The 23,210-nt window shown below is 68.8% G+C and carries 22 protein-coding genes and 1 pseudogene; 11 read left to right on the top strand and 12 right to left on the bottom strand.

From position 1 onward, the window contains the following. The first annotated feature begins 131 nt into the window (after positions 1-131). A complete protein-coding gene (locus tag OY559_RS14085) occupies positions 132-1,061 on the top strand; it encodes a TolB family protein (protein WP_277726867.1) in 930 nt (309 codons plus the stop codon). On the opposite strand, the gene OY559_RS14080 is transcribed toward OY559_RS14085, so the two are convergent. Continuing rightward, positions 1,022-1,411: a DUF1428 domain-containing protein gene (locus OY559_RS14080; protein ID WP_277730015.1), complete on the bottom strand. Its 390-nt coding sequence runs from the start codon at positions 1,409-1,411 to the stop codon at positions 1,022-1,024. The two genes, OY559_RS14085 and OY559_RS14080, sit on opposite strands and share 40 nt — an antisense overlap. Then, positions 1,406-1,759, bottom strand: a pseudogene (locus tag OY559_RS14075) (DUF1428 domain-containing protein); the annotation flags it as partial. The gene OY559_RS14080 and the pseudogene OY559_RS14075, both read right to left, overlap by 6 nt. A 138-nt stretch (positions 1,760-1,897) precedes the next feature. Here OY559_RS14075 and OY559_RS14070 point away from each other — a divergent pair. Continuing rightward, positions 1,898-2,629 (top strand): hypothetical protein, encoded by a 732-nt coding sequence (locus OY559_RS14070; protein WP_277726866.1) that lies wholly within the window; start codon positions 1,898-1,900, stop codon positions 2,627-2,629. Between the two features lie 9 nt (positions 2,630-2,638). Here OY559_RS14070 and OY559_RS14065 read toward each other — a convergent pair whose 3' ends face one another. Continuing rightward, positions 2,639-3,739, bottom strand: coding sequence for a DUF1615 domain-containing protein (locus OY559_RS14065; RefSeq protein WP_277726864.1), 1,101 nt, complete (start codon positions 3,737-3,739; stop codon positions 2,639-2,641). Positions 3,740-3,845: 106 nt separating this feature from the next. Between OY559_RS14065 and OY559_RS14060 the strand changes: the two genes are divergently transcribed. Beyond that, positions 3,846-4,520, top strand: a complete 675-nt coding sequence (locus OY559_RS14060) for a GNAT family N-acetyltransferase (RefSeq protein ID WP_277726863.1) — start codon at positions 3,846-3,848, stop codon at positions 4,518-4,520. Positions 4,521-4,538: 18 nt separating this feature from the next. On the opposite strand, the gene OY559_RS14055 is transcribed toward OY559_RS14060, so the two are convergent. Continuing rightward, entirely contained in the window at positions 4,539-5,678 is a 1,140-nt protein-coding gene (locus OY559_RS14055) for a GlxA family transcriptional regulator (RefSeq protein ID WP_277726862.1), read from the bottom strand. Here OY559_RS14055 and OY559_RS14050 point away from each other — a divergent pair. Both OY559_RS14050 and OY559_RS14045 read left to right on the top strand, forming a co-directional pair. Further along, positions 5,677-6,435 carry a sterol desaturase family protein gene (locus tag OY559_RS14050; RefSeq protein WP_277726861.1) on the top strand — a complete coding sequence of 253 codons (759 nt, stop codon included), beginning with the start codon at positions 5,677-5,679 and terminating at the stop codon, positions 6,433-6,435. The genes OY559_RS14055 and OY559_RS14050 overlap by 2 nt on opposite strands. A gap of 66 nt (positions 6,436-6,501) precedes the next feature. Further along, on the top strand, positions 6,502-6,891 hold the full coding sequence (locus OY559_RS14045; RefSeq protein ID WP_277726860.1) for a SpoIIAA family protein: 390 nt from the start codon (positions 6,502-6,504) through the stop codon (positions 6,889-6,891). A gap of 449 nt (positions 6,892-7,340) precedes the next feature. Here OY559_RS14045 and OY559_RS14040 read toward each other — a convergent pair whose 3' ends face one another. The 3 genes from OY559_RS14040 to OY559_RS14030 form a co-directional block, all read right to left on the bottom strand. After that, positions 7,341-7,847, bottom strand: a complete 507-nt coding sequence (locus OY559_RS14040) for a hypothetical protein (protein WP_277726859.1) — start codon at positions 7,845-7,847, stop codon at positions 7,341-7,343. A 10-nt stretch (positions 7,848-7,857) separates the two neighbouring features. Further along, positions 7,858-8,943, bottom strand: a complete 1,086-nt coding sequence (locus OY559_RS14035; protein ID WP_277726858.1) for an SMP-30/gluconolactonase/LRE family protein — start codon at positions 8,941-8,943, stop codon at positions 7,858-7,860. Positions 8,944-9,081: 138 nt separating this feature from the next. Further along, entirely contained in the window at positions 9,082-9,495 is a 414-nt protein-coding gene (locus OY559_RS14030) for a DoxX family protein (RefSeq protein WP_277726857.1), read from the bottom strand. Between the two features lie 114 nt (positions 9,496-9,609). Between OY559_RS14030 and OY559_RS14025 the strand changes: the two genes are divergently transcribed. The 3 genes from OY559_RS14025 (at position 9,610) to OY559_RS14015 (ending at position 13,164) form a co-directional block, all read left to right on the top strand. Beyond that, positions 9,610-10,500, top strand: a complete 891-nt coding sequence (locus OY559_RS14025) for a LysR family transcriptional regulator (RefSeq protein WP_277726856.1) — start codon at positions 9,610-9,612, stop codon at positions 10,498-10,500. 127 nt (positions 10,501-10,627) lie between these two features. Then, a complete protein-coding gene (locus tag OY559_RS14020) occupies positions 10,628-12,028 on the top strand; it encodes a DUF1800 domain-containing protein (protein ID WP_277726855.1) in 1,401 nt (466 codons plus the stop codon). A gap of 2 nt (positions 12,029-12,030) precedes the next feature. Continuing rightward, positions 12,031-13,164: a DUF1501 domain-containing protein gene (locus OY559_RS14015; protein WP_277726854.1), complete on the top strand. Its 1,134-nt coding sequence runs from the start codon at positions 12,031-12,033 to the stop codon at positions 13,162-13,164. A 16-nt stretch (positions 13,165-13,180) separates the two neighbouring features. Here the strand turns inward: OY559_RS14015 and OY559_RS14010 are convergent, their stop codons facing one another. Together OY559_RS14010 and OY559_RS14005 are read right to left on the bottom strand one after the other, a co-directional pair. After that, positions 13,181-16,354 carry a putative bifunctional diguanylate cyclase/phosphodiesterase gene (locus OY559_RS14010; RefSeq protein WP_277726853.1) on the bottom strand — a complete coding sequence of 1,058 codons (3,174 nt, stop codon included), beginning with the start codon at positions 16,352-16,354 and terminating at the stop codon, positions 13,181-13,183. A 186-nt stretch (positions 16,355-16,540) separates the two neighbouring features. Continuing rightward, positions 16,541-17,371, bottom strand: a complete 831-nt coding sequence (locus OY559_RS14005; protein WP_277730014.1) for an alpha/beta fold hydrolase — start codon at positions 17,369-17,371, stop codon at positions 16,541-16,543. Positions 17,372-17,813: 442 nt separating this feature from the next. Between OY559_RS14005 and OY559_RS14000 the strand changes: the two genes are divergently transcribed. Together OY559_RS14000 and OY559_RS13995 are read left to right on the top strand one after the other, a co-directional pair. After that, positions 17,814-18,203: an MAPEG family protein gene (locus tag OY559_RS14000; protein ID WP_277726852.1), complete on the top strand. Its 390-nt coding sequence runs from the start codon at positions 17,814-17,816 to the stop codon at positions 18,201-18,203. A gap of 122 nt (positions 18,204-18,325) precedes the next feature. After that, a complete protein-coding gene (locus tag OY559_RS13995; protein WP_277726851.1) occupies positions 18,326-19,510 on the top strand; it encodes a COG3904 family protein in 1,185 nt (394 codons plus the stop codon). A gap of 118 nt (positions 19,511-19,628) precedes the next feature. Here the strand turns inward: OY559_RS13995 and OY559_RS13990 are convergent, their stop codons facing one another. The 3 genes from OY559_RS13990 to OY559_RS13980 are packed head-to-tail and all read right to left on the bottom strand — an operon-like array spanning position 19,629 to position 21,081. Then, positions 19,629-19,859, bottom strand: coding sequence for an RNA-binding S4 domain-containing protein (locus OY559_RS13990; RefSeq protein ID WP_277726850.1), 231 nt, complete (start codon positions 19,857-19,859; stop codon positions 19,629-19,631). A gap of 26 nt (positions 19,860-19,885) precedes the next feature. Continuing rightward, on the bottom strand, positions 19,886-20,557 hold the full coding sequence (locus OY559_RS13985; protein WP_277726849.1) for an MFS transporter: 672 nt from the start codon (positions 20,555-20,557) through the stop codon (positions 19,886-19,888). Positions 20,558-20,583: 26 nt separating this feature from the next. Then, the gene (locus OY559_RS13980) at positions 20,584-21,081 is read right to left on the bottom strand and encodes an RNA polymerase sigma factor (RefSeq protein WP_277726848.1); all 498 of its coding nucleotides are present in this window, start codon (positions 21,079-21,081) and stop codon (positions 20,584-20,586) included. Between the two features lie 189 nt (positions 21,082-21,270). Between OY559_RS13980 and OY559_RS13975 the strand changes: the two genes are divergently transcribed. Beyond that, entirely contained in the window at positions 21,271-23,172 is a 1,902-nt protein-coding gene (locus OY559_RS13975; protein ID WP_277726847.1) for a DEAD/DEAH box helicase, read from the top strand. Positions 23,173-23,210: the final 38 nt, after the last annotated feature.

Below are 23,210 nucleotides of genomic sequence, written 5' to 3'. Positions count from 1 at the left end.
TCGTCCAGCGTGCAGATGCGGATGGCTGGCACGCAGATTGAGCCACGTTCAAGGCTGACTTGCGAAATGCTCGCTTCGCGCCACGCATCCTGCCGCGTAGCGTCGCGCCAGCCCTTGAAGGAGGCACCGACATGCTGCGCGCCACAGGTGTACTGCTGCTTTCCTGTCTTGCCGCCAGCGGCGTGGCGGGCGAACCCGGAGATCTCCCCATCCCTGTCCCGCAGCGATGGACGCCGCCTGCGCTGAGCAGTGACCAATACGAATCGTCGCCCGTGTTCTCCCCGGACGGTCGCGAGCTCTTCTTCTTCCGCGCGCCGCCGTCGTTCGACCGTTATCGCCTGCTGACTTCGCAGTGCGAAGGCGGGCGATGGCGTGCGCCACGCGAGCCGGCCTTTGCCGGTGCAGCCGACGCGCTGGAAACCGATCCCGCCTACAGCCACGATGGCACTTGGCTGTATTACGCCAGCGACCGCGCGAACAAGGACGACCTGGACATCTGGCGCGTGCAGCGCCACGCCGACGGCCGCTTCGGCGAACCCGAGCGGCTGCCCGCGCCGGTGAATTCGCCGCAGACCGAATTGCTGCCCCGGCCGCTGCCCGATGGCCGCCTGCTGTTCGGGTCGCATCGCCCGGGAGGTGCAGGTGGGCGTGATCTTTATATCGCCACGCCGCATGTCGACGGGGGCTGGGATGTCGCGCCGCTGCCGGCACCGGTCAACACGGCGGCCGATGAATACGAGGCCGCTCTCGCGCGCGATGGCCGGGTACTGGTGGTGGTCGCCAATCGCGGTACCCGCTCGCACCTGTATGTCTACGATCGCGACGGCGATGCGTGGCGCGAACGCGGTCGCGTTCCGGCGCGCGATGATGTCTTCCAGGTGGGGCCGTTGCTGTCGCCGGACGGAAGACGGCTGCTGTTCGCGCAGGCCGATGGCGAGGCATCGGGCGAGTTCTTCCTGGTCGATCTTGCGCCGGGAGCCGACATGGCGTGGCCCCCGGCGTGCGGGGATGGGCGTGCGGATCAGCCGCGCAGTTCGACTACCGGCGAGAATCCGCCGTAGACCATGCGCTGGCCGTCGAACGGCATCGGCGGATTGTCGGGATTGGACGGGTCCATGCGCGGGTCTTCCATCATCTTCTGCATGCCGGCATCGCGCGTGGCCTTGTCCGGCCACTCCACCCACGAGAACGCCACGGTTTCATCGTCTTTCGCCTGCACTGCGCGGAAGAAGTCGGTCTGGGTGCCGCGTGGCACGTCGTCGCCCCAGCCTTCGATGATCCGGGTGGCGCCAAACCCCATGAAGATGGTGTCGAAGGTATTGGCATAGTCGGTGAAAGCCGTCTTCTTCGCCGTAGGTGCGGCGAGGATGAAACCGTCGACATAGGATGAGGGTGCATCCGTGCCGCCCAGTTCCAGTGCCGGGGTGAAGCCGCCATAGATCAGTCGTTTGCCGTCGAACGGCATCGGGTTGTTTTCCGGCGACATGCGCGGGTCTTCCATCATCTTCTTCATGCCGGCGTCGCGGGTGGGCTTGTCGGGCCATTCGATCCACGAGAACACCACGCTTTCGTCGTCCTTCGCCTGCACGGCCTTGCGGAAATCGGTGACGGTGCCGTCGGGCACGTCGTCGCCCCAGCACTCGATGACCCGGGTAGCCCCCTGTTCGATGAACACCGGGTCGCCGTGGTTGGCATGGTCGATGAACTTCTGTTTGTTGGCGGTCGGCACGGCGGCCACGAAACCATCGATGTACGGCATGGGAAACCTCCGGAATGCGACGCCGGAATGGCGCCTTCATGGATGCGACGAATGGGGCGGGTGGAATTCGACAGACGGCTGGCCGGTACCGGCCGGGCGCGGCGTTCAACCTGCCACGATCATGACGAAGGTGGTGTGATGGCGGTTTCTGCAACCGGCGCGGTGCCGCGCCGGACCGGCCCGTGGGGCATCGGCAGCATGGCGTGGATCCTGGCGCTGGCGGCGTTGGTGCTGGCGGGATTCTGGAAGACGTACTTCAGTCGCCTGGGCCTGGCCGATCTGGTCACGCACCTGCATGCGGGCTTCATGCTGGCGTGGATCGCCATGCTGCTGGTACAGCCCTGGCTGGTGCGTACGCGGCGCATGTCGCTCCACCGGCAGGTGGGGCAGTTTTCGTATGGCGTGATGCCGGGCGTGCTGGTGACAGCGCTGTGGCTGTCGCACCTGCGCATGGCCGCGTCGCCGCCGGAGATGTTCGGCCTGCAGGCGACGTTGCTGTACCTGGGCACGGCGGCGTCGGTGATGCTGGCGCTGTTCTGGGGCCTGGCGATCCGCCACCGCCGCGACCCGGCGCTGCACGCGCGCTACATGGTGGCCACGGCGCTGGTGATGATCGATCCGGCGATGGCGCGCCTGGTACTGGCGCTGTTGCCCGAAGGCGTGCGCATCAATCCGTCGTGGGGCGGTTACGCGCTGACCTTCGCCGTGCTGGGGCTGCTGATGTGGTGCGAACGTGCAGCCCCGCGTGGCCGCGGCGTGTTCCGCTTCGTCACGCTGGTGTTCGTGGCCAACTTCGTGCTGATGCACGTGGTGCCGGGCACGCAGCCTTGGCAGGCGTTCGCGCGCTGGTGGGGCGGGCTGGCCGGCTGATGCGCGGTCTCAGCGCTGCAGGCAACGCCGGTAGCGCTCGTCCACGCGCGTGGCGAACCACGCGGTGGTGAGGTCGCGGGTGATCTTGGGACTTTCCAGCTTGATGCCGGGGATCATCGCGCGCGGCAGCGGCTTGCCGGCGCGTGCCTCGGCCAGGGCGTACACGCGCGCGTACAGGTCGGTATCGCCGAAATCGAGCCGGTTGCCGCGTTGGAGTGCGGCGCGGATCGCACGGTCGTCCATCCGCAACGCGTCGGCCAACCTGCGGACCGCGCGTTCGGTCTGGCCCGGTGTGTCCAGTGGCGCGCCGGGATTCAGCAGGTCGCCGTCCAGTGCGAGGGACACCCCGGTCGCGATGCCGACGGCACTCTGGAAGGCCGCATTCCGGCTGGCGTACCAGCCGGCGTTGTAGTCGGCGAAGCGATGCACCTTGCGCGTGTAGGGCGTCTGGTACCCCAGCAGGTGGGCAATGCCGAAATACAGGCCACCGCGACGGGTGAACACTTCATCGCGGATGCTGCTTTCGATGGGATAGGGATAGTCGGAAGCGTTCGATTCCGCGAAGGGGATGCCGACCTGCATCGGCCCACCGGTCTGCACCGGGTTGTAGTCCGCGAACAGGCGCTTGCCCAGAGGTACGCTGCCGATCATGTCCTCGTAGATGTCGCTCAGGTCGCGCTCGGTACGCACCGACTGCAGGCGATCGGCATAGCTGCGCCCGTCGGGCGAGCGCAGCGCCAGCGCGGCATCCACCAGGAACCCGGGCACGTGCAGCGCCGCCGCGCGACGGTCGATCTCCCCGCGTGCGATCTTCGGCAGGTTGGCGACCGCCGGATTTGCGACGTAGCCGGATTCCTGTTCGGTCACCGCCAGCACCGCGCAGATGTTCTCGCTGTTGGGTTCGATGCGTTGCGCGGCGAACGCGGTCTCGATGTCGGCGGCCCAGCGCTCGCGATCCACGACCTTCGCCGGCATGCGCCGCGCGATCTCGCTGCGTGTATCCGAAGGGGCGCGCGTGGGTGCCGGCGGCGCGGTGACGCAGCCTGCGAGCAGAAGTGCGGGCGCAAGCGGGAGCATGCGCAGCAGGAAGCGAAGGGCAGGGGTCGTCATGCGCGCAGCATACGTAGCGTGGCGCCCGGATGCACGATGGTTCGCCGCGTCGTGACGTTTCGCGCCAGGCATGGATAATCGCGGTTCCCCACCTCTTCCTCCGCCGATGACCGACACGCTGGACAATCCATTCTGGTCCGCGCTGGATTCGATCCATCGCGGGATCGCATTGCGCGCAGGCGACGTCGCGCGGTATCCGGCCGACCACGCGCCGTTCCTCGGGGTGGCGTCGGCCGCAGTCCGTGTGGGCGATGCCTTCGAGCGGCTGGTGGCGCCGGGCGAAGCGGTCTATCTGCTGGGCGTCGTGCCCACGGTCCCGGTGGGCTGGGCGCTGCAGGCGTTCCGGCCGTTGGCGCAGATGGTCTGCGACGCGCCGCTGGCGTCCGTGGACGGGCCGGAGATCGTGCCGTTGGGCGAAGCGCAGCGGGCCGATGTGCTGGCGCTGACGGCGCTGGTGTATCCGCATTACTTCAGGCCGTGCACGATGGACATGGGGCGCTACTTCGGCATCTATGAGCAGGGCCGGCTGGCCGCGATGATCGGGGAGCGGCTGGGCAGCGACGCCACCCGCGAGATGAGCGCGATCTGCACGCACCCGGACTTCAATGGCCGCGGCTACGCACGCCGCCTGACCGTGTGGCTGACCAACGACACGCTGGCGCGCGGCGTGCAGCCGTTCCTGCATGTCAGCCATGAAAATCCGCGGGCCAAGCAGTTGTACGAGCAGCTTGGCTATCGCGTGCGGCGCGACATCGGCTTCTGGTCGCTGCGGCGCGCGTGAGCAGGGATGCGCGCCGCGCTAGGGTGCGCCCACCTGTTGCAGCATGCGGCGCATGCCGCCGAAGCGCCGGCGGTACTGCGCGGGCGACAGGCCGACCTTGCGCCGGAACAAGCGGCTGAAGTAGGCGGCGTCCTCGTAGCCCACGGCCTGCGCGATGGCCTCGACGGAATCGTCGCCGGCCTCCAGGTGCTGCTTGGCTTCTTCCAGCCGCAGCGTGTGCACGTACTCGAGCGGTGACAGGCCCGTCGCCTGCTGGAACCGGCGCGCGAATGTGCGCTCGGCCAGTCCGCTGGCCTGCAACATGCCCGCGACGGGGGCCGGCGTGTCGTAATGCTGCGCGATCCACACCTGCGACCGGGTGATCGCGGTGTCCGAATTGGTGCGCGTGCGCGCCAGGTTGGCGAAGGGCTGCTGGCCGGCCTGGTGCCAGTCGATCAGGAACACGCGCGCCGTCTGCATGGCGCACTCGATGCCGGCCACGCGCGCGATCAGGTACAGCGACAGGTCCTGCCAGCTGGAGCCGCCACCCCCCATCACCAGCCGCTGGTCCGGTCCGGCGGTGACGACCACGCGCTGCGGGTGGACCTTCACGCGGGGGTGCCGTTCGGCCATCGCGTCGCAGTACGCCCAATGCGTCGTGGCATCGCTGCCGTCGAGCAGGCCGGTTTCCGCCAGCAGCATCGCGCCGGTGCAGGCGGCGGCGATCACGCTGCCGCGGGCATGGCAGTCGCGCAGCCAGTGGGCTTCCTCTTCGTAGCCGTGCAGGGCGATGTCGCCCGGGTAGATGGCCAGGTCGGGGATGCAGATGAAGTCCGGGTCGGGCAGGTCGCGCATCGCGACCTCCGGGGTCACCACGATGCCATTGATGACCGGCATGGGCGTGGTGTCGCGCGCCACCACGATGGGACGGAACACCGAAGCACCCGGTGGCTCTCCGATCATCGCCGGCCAGTCGCGTCCCGCGGAGTTGAACAGGTCGTACATGCCGTACAGCACCGACGCGGCGGCACCGCGGGTGGCGAGCAGGGCGATGGTCGGGGGATCGCGGCGCGGCATGACGGAAATGTCAGGTTGGCGGCGGAAACGGCTGCGGTGCCAGGGTGCGGCGACCCGTATCGTGCCGCCTCCCCCGTAGTAGAACAGAGCCGCCGCCGCCATGCCATCGCCCCTCGAACTCCTGCTCCACCCCCTGTCGTTCGCCTTCTTCGGCATGTATGCCGTGCTGATGCTGTGGGAAGCCATCGCCCCCGCACGCATGCTGCCGCGCGTCGTGCGCTGGCGCACGCGCGGTCTGCTGGCGGCGGTGTTCTATTTCCTGCTGTCGTCCTATCTGCCGATGCTGTGGACGCAGTACCTGCTGCCCCTGCAGTTGATCGACCTCAGTCACCTGGCGTGGCCGCTGGGCGGACTGGTCGGCCTGCTGGTGTACCAGGCCCTCGCTTACGCGTGGCACCGCGCATTGCATGCCAGCGACGTGCTGTGGCGCTTCGGCCACCAGCTGCATCACAGCGCGGAGCGGCTGGATACGTTCAGCACGTTCTGGTTCAGTCCGCTCGACACGCTGGGCTGGACCGCCGTGGGCAGTCTTGCGCTGACGCTGGTCGTCGGGCTGAGCCCGGAGGCGACCACGTTTGCGCTGCTGGCGGCCACGCTGCTGGCGATGCTGACCCATGCCAACGTGCGCACGCCGCGCTGGCTGGGCTGGTTCGTCGAGCGCCCCGAGATGCACTCCTGGCACCATGCGCGCGGCCTGCACCGGCAGAACTATTCCGAACTGCCGGTATTCGACCTGCTGTTCGGCACGTTCCACAACCCGCATGGTTTCGCTCCGCAGACGGGCTTCCACGAAGGCGGTTCCGCGCGGGTCATCGAGATGATGATGGGGCGCGACGTGGCACGCGATGCAGCTTCGTGAAGCCGTGTTGACATCGTCATGCGCAGCGGCGGCTATGGTCGCCGCTTTCGCATGAGGAGGCACCGCATGATCGAGATCCTGGCCAGCCCGCCGCACGTGGCCGCGTACCGGTTCACCGACCAGCTGACGGGCGAGGACTACGACGCGTGCATCGCCGACATGGAAACCCGGCTGGCGCGCTTCCCCCGCATCGCCGTGCTCAGTGACCTCAGCGACATGCAGGGCGTGTCGCTGGAAGCGGTCGCCAAGGACCTGCGCTATGCGGCATCCAAGCTGGGCGAGTTCGGGCGCTTCGCGCGCGCGGCCATCGTCACCGACAAACGCTGGCTGGTCGCCGCCACCGAATTCGCCGGGCATCTGTTGCCGCATACCGAGGTGCGCACATTCGCCCAGGACGAGCGCGTGCTCGCATTGGCCTGGGCGGCGGAACTCGATCCGCACGCGCCGACCCCCTGAGAACTTACGGGAACAGCGCCCCGCTGAGCACCGCCAGCGTCATCCCCAGCCCCATGAAGGCCAGGCGGTGCAAAAGCGAGAACGGGGCGGTCGAACGGTGCATGGTGGTATCGAAACCCAAGTGGCGCGAATGTGACGTGAAACCCCTGTGCCTGTTCCAACGCCACTACCGGCGGCCACCGGCCAGCGGCTTCACGCAGGTAGCGCGCATCCCTCCGGACTGCAGCTTTCACCCTCAGCCGTCCGGGATTGGACCCCACGAACACGGGATCCCGACTGCGCCTGCTGCACCAGCGACGCAATCTGCGCGCCCAGCACCAGGTCGTTGACCTGGCCGAAATGCTGGTGGCGGATGCGGCCCCGTGCATCGATCAGGATGAGCGTGGGCGTGCCGCGAGGGCGTCCAGCGTCGGCAGCGCGATCAGCATGGCCGCCGCGCGTCCGCTGGCTCACGTCGCAGCTTGTGCCAGGGTCGTGCGCCCGCGGCGCAATGCGCGTACCTGCAACGCCATGCCGACAAGGAAGACGAGGAAGGTGCCGCCGACCAGCTTCTGCAGCAGCGGATCCTGTGGGCCGGATACCAGCGGTGCGCCGATCGGCACGCGCGTCAGCGTTTCGGTGAAGCCGGGGATGAAGTGGAAGTACACCGTCAGCGTGAACGCCAGCGCCGAAGCGACGTGCCGCCACGACCCGATCACGGCGTTGCGCCCGAGCAGCAGCGCAACCGCCAGCACGATCAGCGTCAGCACGGTCAGCCCGTGCGCTTCGCTCAGTTTGCCGGTCCGCATCAGGAAGAAGCTGGTGATGCAGGTGGCGACGGTGAACCAGGTGTACGCCTTGCCGAGCGGCGTTGCGTAACGGATGTCGTGATGGCGCAGCAGCGCATACAGGCCGCCGAACAGCGAGACCAGGCTGATCGCGGTATGGAACCAACCGAACGGGGTGATGTTGAGCATGGGGTGTTCCTCAGTGGGCAGGCGGCGGCGGATCGGGAAGATCGAACTGCATGAGGTTCCAGCGGGTGACGTCCTCTTCCCACTCGTCGCCGGTCGCGGCGGTGAGCGGCAGGGCCAGGTTCGCGACGATCATGCGGCGCCCCTGCACCGCGCTGGCCGCGGGGAACAGCAGCCCGCGCGGTGCGCCCTGGTCGTCCACCCCGAGGAAGTCGCCGGCACGATGGCGGACGCGGCCACGCTCGTCCAGTGCCACCAGCGTGTCGATCTGGTTGGCGGACACCCACAGCAGGCCGGCGTGGAACAGCAGCCCGTCGGCGCCGTAGACGCCGTCGGCCAGCACATCCATGGGGCCGTCGGGCATCCGCTTGCGCAGCACGCGCCCGTCGCCGGCGTTGTTGATGTAGAGGAATGTTTCGTCGGCGTTGAAGGCCATGCCGTTCGCGCCGAACGGCAGCGCACCCGTGGTCGCCAGCAGGGGATCGCGTGCGAACAACTCGACGGTGCAGGGCCGGCACGTGGCCGCCTTCGCGATGCGATAGACCGCGCCCTGGAACGAATCGGAGACGTACAGCGTGCCGGCACGATCGAACACCATGCCATTGATGGCGGGGAAACCTTGCGACCCGAATGTGATCGTGTCCTGGCTGCCATCGGGATTGTCGATGCGCCGCGCGGGTGGCGCCGCCGGCGACAGGGCCGCGAACGTGGCGACATCCTCAATGGCGCTGCCTGCGTCGAAGCGCGCCGGCAGGCGTTGCAATTTCGATGCGCCGAAGTTCAGCACGTAGACGTGGCCGTCGTGGAACGCCACCCCGGTGAGCGGCGTGGGCCCGAAGCGGCGCTGCGCCAGCAGCCGGCCGTCGGCGGCGAAGCGCAGCAACTGGTTGTTGCGACCGGAATCCGGCAAGCGCGCATCGAAGGTGCCGACATAGACCTCGCCGGTGGCCGGATCGACATCCAGGCTCTCCGGGTGCCGCACGTCGGACGGCAGCGTGGCGAAGGGCGTCACCGGCAGCCGACCGGTGTCGGCCGCGACGGAAGGACCCGCGATCGACAGGACGGCGAAACCGAAGGCGAGCAGGAGGCGAGCGCGCATGCAGGGCTCCACGAAGGGGCAGACCGCACGCTGGCATGCCGTTCCCGCGGACGCTTGTACGGGCGTGCGGGCAAGGTCCGGAAACGCGGAACGCCGGCATGTGCCGGCGTTCCAGGTGACGCATGAAGCGAGGGCGCTTCAGCGGTTGTCGATGCTCCAGCCGCCCGCACCTCGGGCCGCCAGCGTGATGAAGCCGCCGGCCAGGGCGAAGTTCTTCAGGAACATGATCTGCTGGATCTGGTCGCCCAGGTTGCTGTGGAACAGAACGGCGCTGGCGATCGAGAACACCGCCAGCACGCTGGCGACGATGCGGGTCCTGAAACCGGCGACGATGGCCAGGCCGCCGGCGACTTCCAGCGCGATGACCAGCGGCAACAGGGCACCGGGAACGCCGACGGATTCCATGTAGCCGGCGGTGCCGGCATAGGCGGCCAGCTTGCCGAGGCCGGAGACGATGAAGAGCGAAGCGAGCAGGCTGCGGCCGACAAGGTCGGCGGCGCCACGCAGGGCGGGAATGCGGGTGGTGGTCGGAATGGCGGTAACGGTGGACATGGTGGACTCCGGGGAATGAAGGTGGGTGCAGCGGGTACGGAGTGCAGGTTAGGCCGTGGCGATGCATCCCGGAAGCCTATATATTTCGATGATATCCATCGTCTGGGGCGATACATGCTCGATGCCGTCACGCTCGACCAGCTCCGCACCTTCATCGCCGCCGCCGAACAGGGCAGCTTTTCCGCCGCAGGCCGGAAGCTGCGGCGCGCCCAGTCGGTGGTCAGCCAGACCCTGGCGAACCTCGAACTGCAGCTCGGCGTCACCCTGTTCGACCGCAGCAGCCGCTACCCGCAGCTGACCGAAGCCGGCCGCCTGCTGCTGCTCGAAGCGCGTGCGGTCGCCGAGCACATGGACACCTTCAAGGCACGCGCCCGCAGCGTGGCCGAAGGGCTGGAGCCCGAGCTATCGGTGGCGGTGGACGTGATGTTCCCGATGGAGGCGCTGACACGCGCCGCCGCCTACAGCGGAACCGCGTTCCCGCACACGCCATTGCGGCTTTACGTGGAAGTGCTGGGCGGCGTGATCCAGCCGGTGCTGGACGGTACCTGCCGGATCGGCGTGGTGGGGTCATTGCCGGAACTGCCTGACGAGGTGGTGGCGGAGCCGCTGCTGTCGGTCCCCTTCGTCACCGTCGCCGCACCCACGCACGCGATGGGCGGCCTGCGCGGCACCGTGCCGGTGAAGACCGCGGCGAAGCATGTGCAGCTTGTGCTCACCGACCGCACACCGCTGACGGCGGGCCGCGATTTCGCGGTGCAATCGCCATTGACCTGGCGGCTGGCCGATCTGGGCGCCAAGCATGCGTTCCTGCGTGCGGGCCTGGGCTGGGGCCACATGCCGCTGCACATCGTCGAAGAAGACCTCGCTGCAGGGCGACTGAAACGTCTGCGCATCGCCGACGCCGATCCGCGCTACGCGCAGATGCCGATGCGCGCGGTATGGCGCAAGGACACGCCACCGGGACCCGCCGGGCGCGCCTTCATGGCGCAGCTGCGCGAGGGTTAGGCTTGCACAGCTACTTCGGCGCATTCAGTCCGGTGAAACCGCGTCGACATCGCTGACGACGTGTGGTGCATGTCAACGCGGGTGCGGGCCGCGCGTTGAAAGGGGTATCGCCCCACGGAACGCCGCCATGATCCGACGCGAAACCACCAGCGCCGCCAACCGCTTCGGCCTGGGCGCACGGCCCGGCACGCTGGCGCAGGTCGACGATCCGCGCGGCTGGCTGCATGCACAGCTTGCTCTGCCCGCCGCCGTGCCACGCATCGCCTTGCCGACTAGTGCGGACTATCTGCGGCAGGAGTACGACTACCTGCGCGCACGGCGCGCCGCACGCAAGAACGAGGGCAACGGGCAGGACGATGCGGTGATGGGATTCCGCGAGCGCTTCGCACGGCTGCAGCTGAGCGAACTCGGCTGGCGTTACCGGCAAGCGGTGGCGACCGAACAGGATTTCATCGAACGGCTGGTGCGGTTCTGGTCGAACCACTTCGCCGTGTCGGCCGACAAGCGCACGGCGGCGCTGTATGCCGCGCCGATGGAGCGCGAGGCGATCCGTCCGCGCGTGACCGGCACTTTCGCCGGGCTGCTGGTCGCGGTGGAACAGCACCCCGCGATGCTGCGTTACCTGGACAACGTGCGTTCGGTAGGCGAGCAATCGCGGCTGGCGCAGCGCCAGCGGCGCCGCATGGACGAAGACGGTGCGCGGCGCGCAGGGCTCAACGAGAACCTCGCGCGCGAGATCCTGGAACTGCACACGCTCGGCGTGGACGGGGGCTACACGCAGGACGACGTGCGCGAACTGGCGCGCGCGATCACCGGCTGGAGTGTGCCGCTGCCACGCGACCTCGACGCCTCCGGCGCCGCCACGTTCCGCTTCCGCGCCAACGCGCACGAAGCGGGCACGCGCGCGGTGCTGGGACGTCGTTATGCCGCCGAGGGCGAAGCGCAGGGCCGCGCCATCCTGCGCGACCTGGCGGTGCACCCGGCCACCGCGCGCCACGTCTGCGGCAAGCTCGCGCGGCACTTCGTTGGCGATGTGCCGCCGCGTGCATTGGTGGACCGCATGGCGGAGGCCTGGGTGCGCAATGGCGGCGCGTTGCTCAGTGTGTACGCGGCGATGATCGACAGTCCCGAGGCCTGGGCCGCGGATGCCCGCAAGCTGAAGACGCCGGACGACTTCGTCGTGTCGGCGCTGCGCAGTACGGGCACGTTGCCGGGTGAACAACCGCGCGCGCTGGTCGGGTTGCTGGGAAAGTTGGGGCAACCGCCGTTCACGCCGCGCTCGCCGGCGGGCTTCGCCGATGGTGCGGCGGAATGGAGTGGCGCCGATGCGGTGTGGAAGCGGATCCAGGCAGCGCAGACGCTGGCCGAAACTGCAACGGACACGGCACCCGATCCGCTACGCACGGCAAGCGACGTCTTCGGTCCTCAGCTGGATGCCGACACCGCGCTGGCGGTGGGGCGTGCCGAATCACCGCGCGAGGGGCTGGCGTTGCTGTTCGCCAGTCCCGCCTTCCAGTGGAGGACCTGATCATGAAACTCACGCGACGCCATTTCCTTGCCGCCGGTGGTGCCGTTACCACGCTCAGCCTGTGGCCACGGCTGGCGCACGCGGCGGATGCACGGGACACGCGCCTGCTTGTCGTGCTGCTGCGCGGCGGCCTGGATGGCCTGCATGCCGTCACTCCCGTCGGCGATCCGCAGTTCGCGCGCCTGCGTGGCGGGCTGGCGGTGGAGGGCGCGCGCAAACTCGATGCCGACTTCGCACTGCATCCCGCCCTGGCGTTCAGCCACGCACTGTACGCCCGGCGCGAGTGGCTGCCGGTGCTTGCGGTCGCGCCGCCCTATCGATTGCGATCGCACTTCGAAGCGCAGGACAACCTGGAAAGCGGCACGGCCGTCGGCGGCGGCATGGCGAACGGCTGGCTCAACCGCTGCGTCGCCGCGCTGCCGTCGTCGCGCGCGCTGTCGGTCAGTACGGTGATGCCGCTGATCCTGCGCGGCCCGGCTGATGCGACCACGTGGTCACCGCCACTGCCCGAGGACGTCAACCCGATCCTGCTGCAGCGCCTGCAGTCGCTCTACGCGGCCGATGCGCAGCTCGCGCATCCGTTCGAACAGGCGGTCGCGGCGCAGGGCATGCAGGCCGGCGGCAATGTCGCGCGCCTGCCGCAGGCGATGGCGGCGGCGGCGCGTTTCATGGCCGCATCCGACGGTCCGCGCATCGGTTTCGTCGAGAACACCGGCTGGGACACGCACGCGCAGCAGGGCCCGGTGCTGGCGCGCAAGCTGGCCGAGCTGGACCAGGGAGTGCGCCAGTTCCATGACGGCATCGGCGCGCTCTGGCCGCGCACGGTGGTGATGGTGGTGACCGAGTTCGGCCGCACCGCCGCCGTCAACGGCACCGGCGGCACCGACCACGGCACCGGCACGCTGGCGATGCTCGCCGGCGGCGCGGTGGCGGGCGGGCGCATCGCCGGTGACTGGCCCGGCCTGGCGCCAGCGCAGCTCAACGAAGGCCGCGACCTGCGCGCGACCACGGACCTGCGCAGCGTGTTCAAGGGTGTGGTCGGTGATCACCTGGGCATCGCAGGCGCGACGCTTGAGGCGCGCGTATTTCCTGACAGTAGTGGCGCACGTGCGGTGAAGAACCTGCTGCGCGGCTGACCTCCGTGCAGGCTGTTCAGGGTTGCGCCTGGCGCAGTTCGCCGCGCGCCAGCGCGGTGGCCTCTTCGACTTCCATCGGCCTGCCGAAGAAATACCCCTGCATCTCGTCGCAGCGCATCTGCTGCAGCGCGTGCATCTGCTCGGCGGTCTCGACGCCTTCGGCAATGGTGCGCAGGCCCATTTCGTGGGCGAGTACGAGGATGGTGCGCGCAATGGCGCGATCGGTGCTCTCCGCGGCGATGCCGTCCACGAAACTGCGGTCGATCTTGATGATGTCCAGCGGCAGGCGCTGCAGGTACGACATGCTGGAATAGCCGGTGCCGAAGTCATCCAGCGCGAGCTGCACGCCGAGCGCATGCAGGGACTGCAGCATCTGTTGCGCCGCGCCCATGTCTTCCACCAGCACGCTCTCGGTGAGTTCGAGCGTCAGCGCGTTGGCGGGCAGCGCATGGCGTTGCAGGCAGTCGGCGATCCACGGCGCCAGCGTGGGCTGGCCTAGCTGGCTGGGCGACAGGTTCACCGCCATGCCCAGCGTGCGCAGGCCCATCGCACGCCAGCGCGCCAGCTGCTGGCAGGCCTGTTCGAGCACGAAATGGCCGATGTCTTCCATCAACCCCGCGCTCTCCGCCAGCGGGATGAACACCGACGGCGGCACCTCGCCCCATACGGGATGCCGCCAGCGTGCGAGCGCCTCGAATCCGGTCAGCTGCTGGGTGTCGCCCGCCACCACGGGCTGGTACGCCAGCCGCAACTGGCCGCGGGCGACGGCTTCGCGCAGGGCGGTCACGCGGCTCAGGCGGTCGTTGGCCTCCTGTTGCGCGCTGGCGGAAGGCAACCGCACCTGGTTGCGGCCGGCGCGCTTGGCGAGATGGCGCGCATCGTCGGCGCTGCGCAGCAGGGTCTGCAGGTCAACCCCGTGTTCGGGCGAGTGGGCCAGGCCGATGCTGGCCGTGACGGTGAATGAGGGATGCGTGGAATACAGCGCGATCGGCTGCCCCACGGCGCGGCGGATGTCTTCGGCGATGCGGGTGAGCTGGTCGATGTCGATATCGGCGAAATGCGCCAGGAAGCCTTCGCCGCCATAGCGGTACACGAAACCCTGCCCGCCGCATGCCGCAGAGATGCGCTGGCCCATGCGGCGCAGCACTTCGTCGCCACCGTCGTGGCCGAATGAATCGTTGACCATGCCGAAGCCGTCCAGGTCCATGATCGCCAGGCCATGCCCGGACACCGATGGCGTCGCGATCCGCTCGGTGATGAGGTTGGCCTGGGCCGAGAAACGCGGCAGGCCGGTGGCGCTGTCCATCGCGGCGGCATCATTCAGCCGCCGCTGCGCATCCAGGCGGCGTTCGGTTTCCAGCAACAGCGAGCGCGCGGTCTCTGCCGCCTCCGACGAGCGCCGCCGCGAGAGTTCCAGCAGGAACAGGACGAACGCGATCAGCAGGCCGCTGCTCAGGCCGCCAACGACCAGTGCGCGCGGCAGCACGAATGAACTGAGTGCCGGCGGGGACCACATTTCCAGTTGCACGTCATGGCCCGGCAGCGCGACCGTCTGCACCGACAGGGGCGATCCCACGGGCTGGCCTTGTTCCACCGTGGCCATGCCCTCGGCCGTGGCGCGGACGGGGCGGTCCGACAGCACCGCCTTGCTCAGCGTCTTGACGAAGTCGTCCAGCGCGATGAAGGCCTGCGTGCGCCGTCCCGTGACATCGACGGTCAGCCACCAGCCGCCGGGGACGGATTGCAGGTGGCCTTCGTCCGCCACCGGCACGGCGGGCGAGGGCGCCACCGGGGCATCGAAGCCTGGCTGCACCCAACGCAGTTCGCTGCCGTCGTCGCCTACGCTGCGCACGACACGGAAAGCGCCGTAAGCGCGCACCATGTCGTCGACATGCTGGTTGAAGAGGGCCTCGGCAGCGTCGGGCCTTGCCGCGGCCAGCGCGGCGGACAGCTGGCGCAATGCACCGCGCCGCAGTTCCATGCCGCGCAGGAAGGTGGGCGTGGCGCTGGCGGTCTGGATTTCCATCACGCGGCGCGCCATCGCATCGCGGTCGGCGGTCGCGGCGAGCCAGTACATGCCACCGAGGAGCAACGCGGCCGCCATCGGCATGATGCCGAGCAGGCGATGGCGCAGCGAGTTCTCGCCCGCCACGGCAAGTGCCAGCCCCACCGCCACCAGTTGGACCGAGGCGGTCAGCGACACCTGGTAGATCGACAGGCCTTCGCGGTGATAGGGCAGCTGGATGAGCAGTCCCAGCGCCGCCATGCCGGCGACCGAGGCCATCGCAATACCTAGGCCGTGGGTGATGCCCCAGCGCTGGCTTTCCCAGCGCTGCAATGGCTGCGGCAGCACGGCGACCGCCAGCCATGCGGTCAGCACGCCGTAGTCGGTGTATCCGCCAATCAGCGGCGTGCCGATGCGAGGCAGCCAACCGAGCCGATGCAGGAGGGCATTCGCCGGGGTGACGATGCCGCCCAGCGTCTGCAGCAGCGTGAGCAGCAACGGCACGGTGACCACAGCCAGCAGGATCCAGGCCGGCCGCTCCCGTTCACGTTGGCGCAGTAGCAGCGCCAGTGCCACGAGCGCCACGCAGAGCGTGGAAATGGGCCGCATGGGCGGATAGGCCACGCCCATCTTGCCGACCAGGCTGCCGGGGACGTGCCAGCCGACCAGGGCGAGCGCCGCGAACGCCAGCACGAAGGCGACCAGTTCGGTACTTGCGTCGAGCGTGCGGCCCGAGCGCAGGGAAGGCGTGTAGACCAGCAGGAACATCGCGAGCGCCGACAGCGCCACCGACCAGCCGATCTCGGCCTCGCCGCCGGGCTGCAGCGCCCCCAGCACTGGCTGCACGGCGAGCAGCAGCAGCGCCGCGGCGAATACGCGCATGACGAACTCGGCCCAGAAGCCGCGCCACAAGCGTGTCCACACGATGATCGCGGTCGCGGCCAGTACCAGGCAGGTGCCGAGCGCGTGGAAATGCCACAGGTGCAGCAGGAACAGCAGCGCAAGCAGCCCGGCGACGGCGAGCCGCACCGGACGCTGCTCGCTGCGCCAGGTGGCGATGGCCACCATCACGCCGATCACCGGCACGCTGTCGTCGACGAAATGCAGGCCGCCGATGTTCACCAGGGTGAAGGTGGCGGCCAACAGCCACGCGAATGCCGCCGCGAAGCGTTGCGCCCAGTGCACGGGCCGCCAAAGGTCCTGGTGTATCGCCAATGCTGTCCCCTGGGAGCCGACACTCCGTCGCACTGTGATACCCAAATCGCCGCCCACCCGCAAGCGGAGATGCCGCAATGGGTGACCCGGTCCGGCAGAACGGCTGCCCGCGTGCGGCCTGCGTTACGCGGGCCGCACTCGGGGGGCGCCGGATCGTCAGCTCTTGGCGAACGCCAGCATGTCGGCGTTGAGCTTGTCCTTGTGCGTATCGGTGATGCCGTGGGGGGCCCCGGCGTAGACGATCAGCTGACTGCCCTTCACCAACTGGGCCGAAGCGCGCGCGGCGGCATCGATGGGCACGATCTGGTCATCGTCGCCGTGGATGATCACGGTCGGCACGTCGAATTTCTTCAGGTCTTCAGTGAAATCGGTTTCCGAGAACGCCTTGATGCTGTCGTACGTGTTCTTGTGCCCGCCCATCATGCCCTGCAGCCACCATGCGTCGATGACGCCTTGCGACGGCTTCGCGCCGGGACGGTTGTAACCGAAGAACGGCCCCGAAGGGATGTCCTTGAACAGCTGCGAACGGTTGGCCAGCAGGCCCGCGCGGATGCCGTCGAACACGTCGATGGGCAGGCCGCTGGGATTGGCCTCGGTCTTCACCATCAGCGGCGGCACCGCGGACACCAGGCCGGCCTTCTTCACCCGCTTCGTGCCGTGGCGGCCGATGTAGCGCGCCACTTCGCCGCCGCCGGTGGAGAAGCCGAACATCGCGATGTCCTTCAGGTCCAGGTGTTCGATCAGCTGCGCGAGGTCATCGGCGTAGTGATCCATGTCGTTGCCGTCCCATGGCTGGCTCGAACGGCCATGCCCGCGCCGGTCGTGTGCGATCACGCGGAAGCCGTTCGCGGCAAGGTGGTACGCCTGCGATTCCCAGCTGTCCGCGTTCAGTGGCCAGCCGTGGCTGAGGGTCACGACAGGTCCGTCTTTCGGACCCCAATCCTTGAAGTAGATCTGAACATCGTCTTTGGTGGTGAACAGGCCCATGGTGGTTCTCTCGAGGGTGGGGGAAGGGGGAGGGAGCGCCGATGCGGTGGAGGCGGGCGCGTCGGTGCGGCTGCACGCGGCCAGCGGCAGGAAGGCGGCACCGGTGATCGCCGCGCCCGCCAGCATCAGCTGCCGACGTTGCAGGTCGATGTCGTGGCGAGTGTCCGGCATGGGAGGTAATCCGGGGTGATGGTGGGGGTGCGCCCACGTTCCCATCCCGGTCCGCGCCCCGATTGCACCGGCGTGCGCAGATGCTGCCTTCACGCGCCGCACGGGCGCGTCACGCGGGCCAAGTTTGCGCCGAGTGAAGATGTCCCTGCGGCAGCCTCCGTCGTCGATGCAGCCGAAGACACTCCGCGCGCCTGCGTACCCTCGTCGAGCGAGACGGCAGGTGCGCGGGGCTGCGGTAGAGTGGGGGTTACCGTGCACGAGGACGCTCGCCATGCCGATCGAACTGAAGATGCTCGCCTGGTCCATCGCACTGGGACTGGCGCATGTGCTGCTGGGCGCTGCATTGACCACCCGGCAGCGTGGATTGAAATGGAATGTCGGTGCGCGCGATGCCGTGTTGCCGCCGCTGGAGGGCGTGGCGGCGCGGGTGGACCGGGGATTGCGCAACTTCCTGGAGACCTTCCCGTTCTTCGCCGCCGCCGTGCTGGCGGTGGTCGCGCTCGATCGGGGCGATGCCGGTACCGCGCTTGGCGCGCAGTGCTATTTCTGGGCCCGTCTCGCCTACGTGCCGCTGTATGCGGCGGGCGTCCCATACCTTCGCACCCTCGTCTGGGCGATTTCGCTGTGGGGCCTGCTGCAGCTGCTCTGGGCCTTGCTGTGACGTCGCGGCGGGAGGCGGGTTCATCCCGCGGTAGGCCCACGCAGCGGGTTTGACACTAGACTAGACGGACCCTCACCCAAGCCAGCGCCTTCCGAACCTGGCGTCGTGCCCTCGTCGACCGGATGTTGTCCCGCAACCTGCACCTTCCCCTGCTGATGCTGCTCGCCGCCAGCCTCCCGCTGGCCGGATGTGGTGCGGGCGAGCCGGACGGCGACGCGCCCGACGCAATGGCACAGGCACCGGCCACCGACGCGGCTCCCCCTCCCGAAACAACCTCGCAGCAGGCCGAACGTGGCGACGGCGCCGTGTCGACCGGCCCGGCATCGCCTGTGCGTGGCGCACCGGCCGAGAGTGGCTCCCGCGAAGGCCTTCCGACCGACTGGCCGCTGGCGAAAGTCGAGTCGGGCAAGGCCTGGGTCAGTTGCGGTGCCGACTACAACAGCGAAGAAGGCGACGGCGAACCGTTGGAATCGCTGGCCTTCTTCAGCGTGGTCGATGCGTTGTCGCCGTGCCAGAAGGGCGGCGTGCTGCGCCTGCGCTACCAGGGCAAGATCGCGGCGGATTTCACCGACCTGGTTGCCCGGGTGGCCGACATTGCCGAGCGCATGGCCATCCACAAGCGCATCCTCGATCTGGATTCGGCCGGTGGCCAGGTGGAGGACGCCATCAGGGCGGGCGACGCCATCGGCGGTGGAGGCTGGACGATCTGGGTACGTGAAGGCTCTGCCTGCCACAGCGCGTGCGTGTTCGTGCTGGGCGCCGGCGACAACCGCATGATCTCGGGCAAGGTGGGGGTGCATCGCATCATCCGCATGAGTTCCACCGCGACGACACGCAGCGAACTGAACGAGGAACTGCGCGGTGTCTACGATCGGGTGAAGGACTACCTGTCGCGCAACGGCGTGGCGGTGGCGGTGGCCGACCTGATGATGACGGTGCCGAACCGCCGGTTGCGCCTGCTCGACAAGGACGAGTTACAGGAGTTCGGGCTGGATGGCACCAATGCCGCCCAGGACGACCTGGACCGCCTGCAGCTGATGCGGCGCTGCGGCGAGGATTTCGTACTGCGTCGCGATGCCTTCATGCGCAGCTTCGACAGCGAGTGCAAGACCGGCGGCACCACCGGGCTGGACGAGATGCAGGCCTGCGGCCTGGCGCTGCGTGAGCGTTTCCGGTTTCCCGACGCGAAGTGCCCGGCCGACAGTCCGTTGTCGGAGTTCGACCGCATGGCGGATGTGGAGGCGTCGCCCGATGCACTGGATGACACGTCCGCAGACCCCCGGCCGGAAGCCGGCACCGCACCCTGAGCGACTCGCGCGATCCTTTTCCACTCGCGCGCCAGCAAATAAGCTCAATGCCCGGTCTTTGCGTGATCAGGCCGGGATTTCGCGCAGGTGGAGCGGGGTGCCGAGTTGTGCAGTGGCCTCAGCCAGCGGCGGCCTGCACCCGGATCTCGGCATCGCCGATGCGGACCACCTGCCCCGCGCGGATCTTCGCCGTCTTGCGAAGTTCCACCTCGCCATCCACCGTCACCTCACCGCTGGCCACGATGGCCTTGCCCTGGCCGCCGCTGTCGGCAATGCCGGCCAGCTTCAGCAGCTGGTTGAGTTCCACGTAGTCGTGGGGCGGATCAAGGTCGAAGTCGATGCGTGGCATGCGCGGCAGTGTAAGCCACGGCCCGTTCACTCGGCCTCGAAGCGCGCGATCTCCTCGATCTGCGCGCGTGCGCGCCGCAGGCTGCCGCCGGTCACGCTGTCCTCCATGGCCTTGGCCAGCCGGGGACGGGCCGGGTCACGCGACCAGCGATGGAACCAGAAGGTCGCCGCCAGGCCGGCAACGCCCACGCCCAGGCCGATCCAGACCAGGCCCGGCGCCCGCGCATGCAGGTCGTCGCCACCCAGGCCTGCCAACACGACCAGCACCGGCACCCACATGAACCACCATGGCAGCCCGGTCAGCATGCCGTTGACGATGTAGGTGCGGCGCAAACGGGCCAGGCGTGTCTGGATTTCGATGATCGGCTGCGCGCAATCCACCTCGCGCATGCGGCGCAGGGTCTCGCCCGCCATCGCGACTGTCGCGATGCCGTAGAGCTGCACCACCACGCCAGCCGCCAGCACCGTCCACGGCAGGCCGTCGGCCGACTGACCGCCGCGGATCCACAGCAGGGCGGCCAGCAGGACGAAGGGGATGCCGAACAGCATCTGCGCCACCTGGCCCCAGAACAGCGGGCGCAGGCTGGACAACGCCTTCTGCTTGCGCTGCTCCAGCAACAGGTGGGTTTGCAGCGCGTCGTGTCGTTCCAGGCGGCGCGACAGGGTCTGCCACGCGAGTTTCAGGTCATCGGGTTCCATGGTCGTTTCCGTGTGGTGTCATCGGTTCAGAGTTCGTTGCGCAGCCGCTGCTTCAGCCGGCTGATCTTGGTCGCCACGTTGGTTTCGCTCAGGCCCAGCACATCGGCCATCTCGCGATGGCTGCGGTCTTCCAGGTAGAGCAGCAGCAGGGCGCGGTCGAGCGGGGGCTGCGCCTGGATGAATCGGTACAGCAGGTCGACCTGCTCGCGCGCTTCGTGGTCGTGCGCATGCGGGTCGGCGAGATCGTGGTGGTCTTCGTGCCATGCCTCGGGCGACGGCGCGCGCGTGCGGCCGCGGACATGGGAGATCGCCACGTTCAGCGCTATCCGGTACATCCAGGTGGCGAACGGGCGGGCGCTGTCGTACCCCGGCCACGCGCGCCACAGCTGCGTGGCGATGTCCTGCATCAGGTCGTCGCGGTCGTCCGGGTGCCAGGCATACGTGCCGGCGACCTTGGCGACGATGCCGCGGTGGGCCAGCAACTGGGCCTGGAAGCCTGCGCGGGCGTCCGTGTCCGTGGTCATGGCGGGGGTCGATTCCATCCGGGCGTGTGCTCGATTGTGCGGGTCTGGAAGGTGATTCGCCGCCGCGTCCGGAACATCACAGCGCCCGTCCACGTGAAGGCGCTGGCGTGCTGCAACGCGACAGGAGGGCCCCGAAGGGGCACAATATGCGGCTCGGCGTGCGGCTCCGCGACGCCCCGGAGTCTCCGCATGTCCACCGAATCCCCCTCCCCAGCCCCGCTCCTGTTCGCCGACCTCGGTCTGCCGGCGCCGGTCATGGCCGCTGTCACCGCCGTGGGGTACGAAACCCCGTCGCCGATCCAGGCGGCCACCATCCCGGCGATGCTGGCCGGCCGCGACGTGCTGGGCACGGCGCAGACGGGCACCGGCAAGACCGCCGCCTTCGCGCTGCCGGTACTGGCCAACATCAATCCCGGCGCGGGCAGCCCGCAGGCACTGGTGCTGGCGCCCACGCGCGAACTCGCCATCCAGGTGGCCGAGGCGTTCCAGAAGTACGCGGGCAAGATCCCCGGCTTCCACGTGCTGCCGATCTACGGCGGCCAGAGCTACTACCCGCAGCTGCAGGCGTTGAAGCGCGGCGTGCACGTCGTGGTCGGTACGCCCGGCCGCGTGATCGACCATCTGGAGCGCGGCTCGCTGGACCTGTCCGGCCTGACCACGCTGGTGCTGGACGAAGCCGACGAAATGCTGCGCATGGGCTTCATCGACGACGTCGAGACCGTGCTGAAGAAGACCCCGGAAACGCGCCAGGTGGCGCTGTTCTCCGCGACCATGCCGCCGGCCATCCGCCGCATCGCCCAGACCTACCTGAAGGATCCGGTCGAGGTGAACATCGCCTCGAAGACGACCACCTCGGCCAACATCCGCCAGCGTTACTGGTGGGTCAGCGGCATGCACAAGCTGGATGCGCTGACCCGCATCCTGGAAGTCGAGCCGTTCGACGGCATGATCGTGTTCGCCCGCACCAAGGCTGCCACCGAGGAGCTGGCCGACAAGCTGCAGGCGCGAGGGCTGGCTGCGGCCGCGATCAACGGCGACATGCAGCAGGCGGCGCGCGAGAAGACCATCCAGCAGCTCAAGGACGGCAAGCTGGACATCCTGGTCGCCACCGACGTGGCCGCGCGCGGCCTGGACGTGGAGCGCATCAGCCACGTGCTGAACTATGACATTCCGTACGACACCGAAAGCTACGTGCACCGCATCGGCCGCACCGGCCGTGCCGGTCGCACGGGTGACGCGATCCTGTTCGTCACCCCGCGCGAAAAAGGCATGCTGCGTTCGATCGAGCGCGCCACGCGCCAGCCGATCGAAGAGATGCAGCTGCCCAGCGTGGAAGCGGTCAACGACCGCCGCGTGGAGAAGTTCCTGGCGCGCATCACCGACACGCTGGCCTCGGGCAAGGCGGGCGAGTTCCGCGCGTTGATCGAACGCTATGAGCGCGAGCAGAACGTACCGGCGGTGGACATCGCCGCCGCACTCGCGCAGCTGGTGCAGGGCGATACGCCGCTGCTGCTGTCGCAGGAACGCACGCCGCGCGAACAGCGCCCGGTGCGCAGCGAGACCTATGGCAATGCACCGCGCCGCGAACGCGACGAGCGTCCGCGTCGCGATGACGGCCCGGGCGAGCGCCCTGCACGCAGCTTCGACAAGCCCGAGCGTTCGCGCATCGAGCGCCCCGACACTGATCGTCCGCGCGCCGACAAACCGCCGCGGACCGACAAGCCGGAGGTGGGCATGGAGACCTACCGCATCGAAGTGGGCCACGCGCATGGCGTGAAGCCGGCCAACATCGTCGGCGCGATCGCCAACGAGGCGGGCCTGGAAAGCCGCTACATCGGACGCATCGACATCCAGCACGACCACACCACGCTCGACCTGCCCGAAGGCATGCCGCGCGAAGTGCTGATGCATCTGAAAAAGGTCTGGGTGTCCGGTCAGCAACTGCGCATCCACAAGCCGGGCGAGGGTGGCGGTGCGGGTTCTGCGCCGCCGCGCAAGTTCGGAGGCCCGGGGGCCGGCAAGGGCAAGCCGCGCGGTGACAAGCCGTTCGGCGCAGGCAAGCCGCACCGCAAGGGGCCGCCGCGCGAGTGACGGCCTGCCGGCCTGGGGCGCCGGCACGTGGCACGGAA

The sequence above is a fragment of the Pseudoxanthomonas sp. SE1 genome, from assembly GCF_029542205.1.
Taxonomy (GTDB): Bacteria; Pseudomonadota; Gammaproteobacteria; order Xanthomonadales; family Xanthomonadaceae; genus Pseudoxanthomonas_A.
This window is presented reverse-complemented; position numbering and strand designations above follow the sequence as displayed.